This is a genomic window from Streptomyces sp. NPDC002265, assembly GCF_040296125.1.
Lineage (GTDB): Bacteria > Actinomycetota > Actinomycetes > Streptomycetales > Streptomycetaceae > Streptomyces.
Map to the genome: position 1 here is coordinate 1 of NZ_JBEOWS010000421.1, position 7,574 is coordinate 7,574.

A 7,574-nucleotide genomic window follows, 5' to 3' on the forward strand; every position below is an offset into this window, starting at 1 on the left:
GGCCGCCGTCACCGGCCGGGGGCACACACGGAGCGAACCAGGAACGAACTACAACTCCTTGCCGCCGTCCTCAGCACCGTCAGTGCTCTCCTCGGCGCTCTCCGCCTCCGTCGTCGCACCCTCGGCCGCCAGCAACCGCGACAGCTGCGGACCCACGATCCGCTTGAACTTACGCGCCTGCGGACGCGTGCGATCCAGCACCGCGACCTCCAGCCGCTCCGCCGGAATCTCCCGCTGAGTGCCGTTGGTGTCCCGCGACAACGCCTGCACCGCCAGCTTCAGCGCCTCCGACAGGCTCATCCCGTCCTCATGGCGCTGATCCAGATACGTACTGATCTGCTCCGCGTTACCACCGACCGCCACCGAACCGTGCTCGTCCACGATCGACCCGTCATGCGGCAGCCGATAGATCTGATCACCCTCCGGCGTCTCACCGACCTCCGCCACGACCAGCTCCACCTCGTACGGCTTCTCGGCCGCACTGGAGAAGATCGTGCCCAGCGTCTGGGCGTACACATTCGCCAGCCCGCGCGCCGTCACGTCGTCACGGTCATAGGTGTAACCACGCAGATCCGCATAGCGCACACCACCGATCCGCAGATTCTCGTACTCGTTGTACTTGCCGGCGGCCGCGAAACCGATCCGGTCATAGATCTCGCTGAACTTGTGCAGCGCACGGGACGGGTTCTCACCGACGAACACAATGCCGTCGGCATACTGGATCACGACCAGGCTGCGACCACGGGCAATGCCCTTGCGGGCGTACTCCGCCCGGTCGGCCATCGCCTGCTGAGGTGAGACATAGAACGGCGTCGACACCGGTTATCCGTCCCTTTCTGTCGAAGTCACAAGATCACCTGAAAGAAGCACGGCCGCCGCCTACAGCAACGCGGCACGCGGGCCGTCGGGCTGCTCCAGACGGCGCTCCAGGATCGAACGGGCGATCTCGGAGGACTCACCCTCGGTGAGCCGACGGAAACCGTCCTCGGTGATCACGGTGACGATCGGATAGATCCGGCGGGCGACATCGGGACCACCGGTCGCCGAGTCGTCGTCAGCCGCGTCGTACAGAGCCTGCACCACCAGCGTGGTGGCCTGGTCCTCGGTGAGGTCCTCACGGTAGAGCTTCTTCATCGCACCCCGCGCGAAGATCGAACCCGACCCCGTCGCCGCGTAACCGTGCTCCTCGGAACGGCCACCCGTGACGTCGTACGAGAAGATCCGCCCCTTCGCCCGGTCCACGTCGAACCCGGCGAACAGCGGAACCACCGCCAACCCCTGCATCGCCATGCCGAGGTTGGAACGGATCATGGTCGACAGCCGGTTCGCCTTGCCCTCCAGCGACAGCTGAGCGCCCTCGACCTTCTCGAAGTGCTCCAGCTCCAGCTGGAACAGCTTCACCATCTCCACGGCCAGACCGGCCGTGCCGGCGATACCCACCGCCGAGTACTCGTCCGCAGGGAACACCTTCTCGATGTCCCGCTGCGCGATCATGTTGCCCATCGTCGCCCGGCGGTCACCGGCCAGCACGACACCGCCCGGGAAGGTCACGGCGACGATCGTGGTGCCGTGCGGCGCCTCGATCACACCCTGCGTCGGAGGCAGTTGCCGCTTGCCGGGCAACATCTCCGGCTGGTGCTCGGAGAGAAAGTCCATGAAGGACGACGACCCAGGCGTCAGGAAGGCAGCTGGTAGACGCCCGGTGCTACGAGTGTTGGCTTCCACGCGTTTCCCTCCAGGTATGCGGCAGCTCGGTACATGGCTTCGGGATCGTCCTTCAACAGGCCGAGACCGGAATTGCAGTTGAAGCACAGTACGCCACGGACCCTACCCGTGTTGTGGCAGTGATCCACATGTGTAGCCGGGGCCGAGAGGCAGATACAACAGACGCCCCTCTGGGAGGCGATCAACTCGTCACGGTCCGATTCGCTGAGCCCGTATTTACGCCGAAGGTGCTGCGCGGGCCCCTCCGCCGCCCTGCACGCCTTACAGCGGCTGGCCAGGCCATCGCCCTTTCGGTGCCACTCACTGTGCAGCTTGACCTCACCGCACCCGCGGCAGCGCTTGTGCCCCTCCGGCACCCTTGCGAGGCCGGCGGGTTCCAGGGCTACGGCGTGGTAGTTGGTCCTGCAGTCCCGGCAATGGCGCTGCAACCCATCCAGATTCGACCGCCTGCGGTCGAACGCTGCGTGCGGCTTGTGCTCCCCGCACCGCACGCAGCGCTTCACACCCTCTTCGCTTTCCATCCAAGCAGCCCCCGTAGCCTTCAATTCGAAGGCTACTCGCCACCCTTCTGAACGAATGATCGAACGAAGTCCTCTGCGTTCTCCTCGAGTACATCGTCAATCTCGTCAAGAACCGAGTCCACGTCGTCGCTCAGCTTCTCGTGACGTTCCTTGAGGTCGCCGGTCGCCTGCGCGTCCTCCGTCTGCTCCTCGACCTCTTCCGTGGAGTGCGTCGCCTTCTGCTGGCCGCCGCCGGTGTCTTTGGTCGCCATAACCCTCACCCCGCTCAGTTCGCCCGACATGGTCGACAGGTAGGCATTCCTGCCGATCGGTGGTGATCAGACCCTACAAGCCGGGCCCGACTTCGGCCCCGCAGTTGCTGCAACGCACGGGGCCCACCTCGATGATTCCCTTGCGCGGGGCTTTCCACCCGTGCGCGAGGGCCTGTCCGAGGTTGCGTTCAGCCGCCGGAGAGGACCCTGACCAGGTCTTCTGCGGTACGGCACCGGTCCAGGAGCTCCTTGACGTGATTTCGCGTTCCGCGTAGGGGCTCCAGGGTTGGGACCCGCTGGAGGGAGTCGCGGCCCGGCAGGTCGAAGATCACCGAGTCCCAGGAGGCGGCCGCGACGTCGTCCGCGTACTGCTCCAGGCAGCGGCCGCGGAAATAGGCGCGGGTGTCCTCCGGAGGCTGGGTCCTGGCCCGCTCGACCTCCGACTCGTCCAGGAGCCGCTTGATGCGGCCGCGGGCCACCAGACGGTTGTAGAGGCCCTTCTCGGCCCGTACGTCGGCGTACTGGAGGTCGACCAGGTGGAGCCGGGCGGCGTCCCAGTCGAGGCCGTCGCGGCGCCGGTAGCCCTCCATGAGTTCGCGCTTGGCGACCCAGTCGAGTTCGCCGGCCAGGCTCATGGGGTCGCGTTCGAGCCGGTTGAGGGTGTCCTCCCAGCGGACGAGGACGTCCTTGGTCTGTTCGTCGGCGTCGGCGCCGTAGCGCTCCTCCACGTATTTGCGCGACAGCTCGTAGTACTCCATCTGGAGCTGGACCGCGGTGAGTGTGCGGCCGCTGCGGAGGGTGACCAGTCGCTTGAGGGTGGGGTCGTGGGAGACCTGGTGGAGGGTGCGTACGGGCTGGTCGACGGCGAGGTCGACGGCGATGAAGCCGTCCTCGATCATGGACAGGACCAGGGCGGTCGTGCCCAGTTTCAGGTAGGTCGAGATCTCGGAGAGGTTGGCGTCGCCGATGATCACGTGCAGGCGGCGGTACTTCTCGGCGTCGGCGTGGGGCTCGTCGCGGGTGTTGATGATCGGGCGTTTGAGGGTGGTCTCCAGGCCGACCTCGACCTCGAAGTAGTCGGCGCGCTGGCTGAGCTGGAAGCCGTGTTCGTGGCCGTCCTGGCCGATGCCGACGCGGCCGGCTCCGGCGAAGACCTGGCGGGAGACGAAGAAGGGGGTGAGGTGGCGCACGATGTCGGAGAAGGGGGTTTCCCGCTTCATCAGGTAGTTCTCGTGCGTGCCGTAGGAGGCGCCCTTGTTGTCGGTGTTGTTCTTGTAGAGGTGGATGGGCTGGGCGCCGGGGAGCTGGGCGGCGCGTTCGGCGGCTTCGGCCATGATCCGTTCGCCGGCCTTGTCCCACAGGACGGCGTCGCGGGGGTTGGTGACCTCGGGGGCGCTGTATTCGGGGTGGGCGTGGTCGACGTAGAGGCGGGCGCCGTTGGTGAGGATCACGTTGGCGAGGCCGATGTCCTCGTCGGTGAGCTGGCTGGAGTCGGCGGCTTCCCGGGCGAGGTCGAATCCCCGGGCGTCCCGTAGCGGGTTCTCCTCCTCGAAGTCCCAGCGGGCCCGGCGGGCCCGGTGCATCGCCGCGGCGTAGGCGTTGACGATCTGGGACGAGGTGAGCATGGCATTGGCGTTGGGGTGGCCGGGGACGGAGATGCCGTACTCCGTCTCGATGCCCATTACTCGCCGTACGGTCATGCGGCCCTCCTTGCCCGGCGGCACCCTCGGTCGTGGGCGCCGCTCAAGTACCGGTGGTGCTCCGGTCGTGTGCGGTGCCCGTCCCCGCACTGCGCGATCCGGCGGTACGGAAGAGCCTAGAACGGCTTTGCGCTGGTGGGGAGATCATTTGCGTCATTGCCTTGTTGCTGCTGTGGCCGGAAAAACAGTTGGCTGCGGGTACCCGTGGTGGGCACCCGCAGCCGCCCTGGTTTTACAGGTACTGTCCGGTGTTTGCCACCGTGTCGATGGAGCGTCCGGTGTCTGCGCCCTGCTTTCCGGTGATGAGGGTGCGGATGTAGACGATCCGTTCGCCCTTCTTGCCGGAGATTCGGGCCCAGTCGTCGGGGTTGGTGGTGTTGGGCAGGTCTTCGTTCTCCTTGAACTCGTCCACGCATGCCTGGAGGAGGTGGGAGACGCGGAGGCCCTTCTGGTTGTGGTCGAGGAAGTCCTTGATCGCCATTTTCTTGGCGCGGCCGACGATGTTTTCGATCATGGCGCCGGAATTGAAGTCCTTGAAGTAGAGGACTTCCTTGTCGCCGTTGGCGTAGGTGACTTCCAGGAAGCGGTTTTCCTCGGATTCGGCGTACATGTGTTCCACTGCCGTCTGGATCATGCTCTGGACGGTGGTGGCCTTGCTGCCGCCGTGCTCGCCGACGTCGTCGGAGTGCAGGGGGAGGCGCTCGGTGAGGTACTTGCCGAAGATGTCCTTGGCCGCTTCGGCGTCCGGACGTTCGATCTTGATCTTCACGTCGAGGCGGCCGGGGCGCAGGATGGCGGGGTCGATCATGTCCTCGCGGTTGGAGGCGCCGATGACGACCACGTTCTCCAGGCCTTCGACGCCGTCGATCTCGGCGAGCAGCTGGGGGACGATGGTGTTCTCCACGTCCGAGCTGACGCCGGAGCCGCGGGTGCGGAAGAGGGATTCCATCTCGTCGAAGAAGACGATGACGGGGGTGCCCTCGCTGGCCTTCTCGCGGGCTCGCTGGAAGACGAGGCGGATCTGGCGTTCGGTCTCTCCGACGTACTTGTTGAGGAGCTCGGGTCCCTTGATGTTGAGGAAGAAGCTCTTGCCGGCGGCCGCGCCGGTGACTTCGGCGACCTTTTTGGCCAGTGAGTTGGCGACGGCCTTGGCGATGAGCGTCTTGCCGCATCCGGGGGGTCCGTAGAGGAGGACGCCCTTGGGCGGGCGCAGCTCGTGCTCTTTGAACAGGTCCGGGTAGAGGTAGGGGAGCTCTACGGCGTCGCGGATGGCTTCGATCTGGTTGCCGAGGCCGCCGATCTGCTCGTAGCCGATGTCGGGGACTTCTTCGAGGACGAGTTCTTCGACCTCGCTCTTGGGCACGACTTCGTAGACGTAGCCGGAGCGGGGTTCGAGCAGGAGGGCGTCGCCGGGGCGGATGGTGACGTCCAGCAGCGGCTCGGCGAGCCGCACCACCCGTTCCTCGTCGGTGTGCCCGAGGACCAGGGCGCGTTCGCCGTCCTCGAGGATCTCCTTGAGGGTGACGATGTCTCCGACCCGCTCGTACTCCATGGCTTCGACCACGTTGAGCGCTTCGTTGAGCATCACTTCCTGGCCGCGCCTGAGCTCGTCGAGTTCGACGCCGGGGCTGACGTTCACGCGGAGTTTGCGGCCTCCGGTGAAGATGTCGGCGGTGCCGTCCTCGTTCGCCGTGAGGAAGACTCCGAAGCCGGCCGGCGGCTGGGCGAGCCGGTCGACTTCCTCCTTGAGGGCCACGATCTGGTCGCGGGCCTCACGGAGCGTGTTGGCGAGTCGTTCGTTCTGGGCGGAGACGCCGGCCAGGTTGGTCTGGAGCTCGACGATCCGCTCTTCGAGAATCCTCGTGTGCCGCGGAGAGTCGGCGAGCTTGCGGCGCAGGACGGCGATCTCCTGCTCAAGGTAGGCAATCTGCCCGACGGGGTCGTCGGACCCTCGTCCCGGGCGGATGCCGCGGTTCATGTCGTCGTCGTGGGCTGCCACGGTCCTCACCTCCTCCAAGGGGAGCTGGACGCTTCCAGACCCTACCTGGGTGGGTGTCGATTGAAACCCCTAGATCACAAAGACTGTCGGGGTGTGTCCGATCTTCACCCTTGCGCTCTCCCTCACGCCAGGGGAATACCCACCGAACATGATTGGAAAGCGGGCGGGGGTAGGGTCGAAGTGTTCAACACCCGTCAGGGTCCGCATCGTTCCCGCGGCTCTGTGTAGTAAACGGTCAGGAGAGATGACGTGCAGCAGGTGGCCGATGTCGGCGGTGAGGCGTTGGAGGTCTGGATCGACCAGGATCTCTGTACCGGTGACGGCATCTGTGCCCAGTACGCGCCCGAGGTGTTCGAGCTGGACATCGACGGTCTGGCCTATGTGAAGGGTGCCGACGAGGAGCTGTTGCAGGAGCCGGGTGCGACGGTTCCGGTGCCGTTGCCGCTGCTGGTGGATGTGGTGGACTCGGCGCGGGAGTGTCCGGGTGACTGCATTCATGTGCGTCGGGTTTCGGACAGGGTCGAGGTGTACGGTCCGGACGCGGAGTGAGCGTGCGACCACGGCGCGTGATGTGTGTCTGGTTTCTCACAGGCGCCGGTGGCTTGATTCAGTTGCCGGGTGCTCCGGCGGATGTCGAGCGGATGAACGCGCCGTTCTTCCACTGCCACTTCACGCTCTCGGTGACGTCGGGGCAGCAACTGGGTATCTCGGGCGACGAGTAGCCGAGGACCGTGGCGTGTATGGCCGCGTCGGTGATCGTGAGGCTGCTGACGGTGGAGCGTTCCTTGGGCTCGACGAGGGTGGCGACCACGCGGGCGTGCTGGTCGCCCGCGGCCTGGACGAGGACGTAGAGGGCGTCGGGCGGGGTGCCCATGCCTGCGTCGCAGTGGACGGTGGCGACGGTTTCGGGGCGGCCGTCGCCGTCGAGGTCGCCGCTCGCCCTGCGCTGGACGACGGCGGTGACGGGGCCGCAGTCGAGGGGGAAGGCGACGCCGGTGGTGGCCGGTGGCGGGGCGCTCGTGGGGGCGCTCACGGGGTCGGTGCCGGGGCTCTGGGCGGCGGTCGCGGGGTGGGGTTGCAGGAGTGAGGTGAGGGCGACGACGCCGGCGACGGCGGTCGCGGTGGCGACCCAGTGGATCGGCCGGGTGTGGTCGTGTGCCAGTTCCGGGACGACGGATTGCTGTTGCAGCACTGGGTGCGTCTCCTGCGAGGACTGTGCCGGGGGTGCCGGGGTGGGGTGGCCAGCATCGTGCCACACGTCACAGTGCGGGGGAACGGCGGGGTGGGGGGTTTCCTCGGGCCGGTGGTGGCCGGTGGTGGCCTGCGGGCAACGCGGATGCGCCGTGGCCGAGTTCCTGGGTGTGGTGCGGGAACTCGG

The 7,574-nt window shown here is 66.6% G+C and carries 8 protein-coding genes; 1 reads left to right on the forward strand and 7 read right to left on the reverse strand.

Annotated elements, in window-relative coordinates; translation table 11 throughout:
- Positions 1-48: 48 nt before the first annotated feature.
- From prcA to arc, 6 genes are all read right to left on the reverse strand, one after another.
- Complete coding sequence (gene prcA / locus ABT085_RS41195; RefSeq protein WP_351620629.1) at positions 49-819, reverse strand: proteasome subunit alpha; 771 nt, start codon at positions 817-819, stop codon at positions 49-51.
- 60 nt (positions 820-879) lie between these two features.
- Positions 880-1,725: a proteasome subunit beta gene (prcB, locus tag ABT085_RS41200; protein WP_351620632.1), complete on the reverse strand. Its 846-nt coding sequence runs from the start codon at positions 1,723-1,725 to the stop codon at positions 880-882.
- A complete protein-coding gene (locus ABT085_RS41205; RefSeq protein ID WP_351620635.1) occupies positions 1,677-2,246 on the reverse strand; it encodes an endonuclease VII domain-containing protein in 570 nt (189 codons plus the stop codon). Before ABT085_RS41205 ends, prcB begins: the two co-directional genes overlap by 49 nt.
- A 32-nt stretch (positions 2,247-2,278) precedes the next feature.
- Complete coding sequence (locus ABT085_RS41210) at positions 2,279-2,497, reverse strand: ubiquitin-like protein Pup (RefSeq protein WP_351620652.1); 219 nt, start codon at positions 2,495-2,497, stop codon at positions 2,279-2,281.
- Positions 2,498-2,685: 188 nt separating this feature from the next.
- On the reverse strand, positions 2,686-4,197 hold the full coding sequence (gene dop, locus ABT085_RS41215) for a depupylase/deamidase Dop (protein WP_351620638.1): 1,512 nt from the start codon (positions 4,195-4,197) through the stop codon (positions 2,686-2,688).
- A gap of 232 nt (positions 4,198-4,429) precedes the next feature.
- On the reverse strand, positions 4,430-6,196 hold the full coding sequence (gene arc, locus ABT085_RS41220; RefSeq protein ID WP_351620641.1) for a proteasome ATPase: 1,767 nt from the start codon (positions 6,194-6,196) through the stop codon (positions 4,430-4,432).
- A 249-nt stretch (positions 6,197-6,445) separates the two neighbouring features.
- On the opposite strand from arc, the gene ABT085_RS41225 reads away from it, so the two are divergent.
- Positions 6,446-6,745: a ferredoxin gene (locus ABT085_RS41225; protein ID WP_351620644.1), complete on the forward strand. Its 300-nt coding sequence runs from the start codon at positions 6,446-6,448 to the stop codon at positions 6,743-6,745.
- A 58-nt stretch (positions 6,746-6,803) separates the two neighbouring features.
- Here ABT085_RS41225 and ABT085_RS41230 read toward each other — a convergent pair whose 3' ends face one another.
- Positions 6,804-7,388, reverse strand: coding sequence for a hypothetical protein (locus tag ABT085_RS41230; RefSeq protein WP_351620649.1), 585 nt, complete (start codon positions 7,386-7,388; stop codon positions 6,804-6,806).
- Between the last annotated feature and the right edge of the window lie 186 nt (positions 7,389-7,574).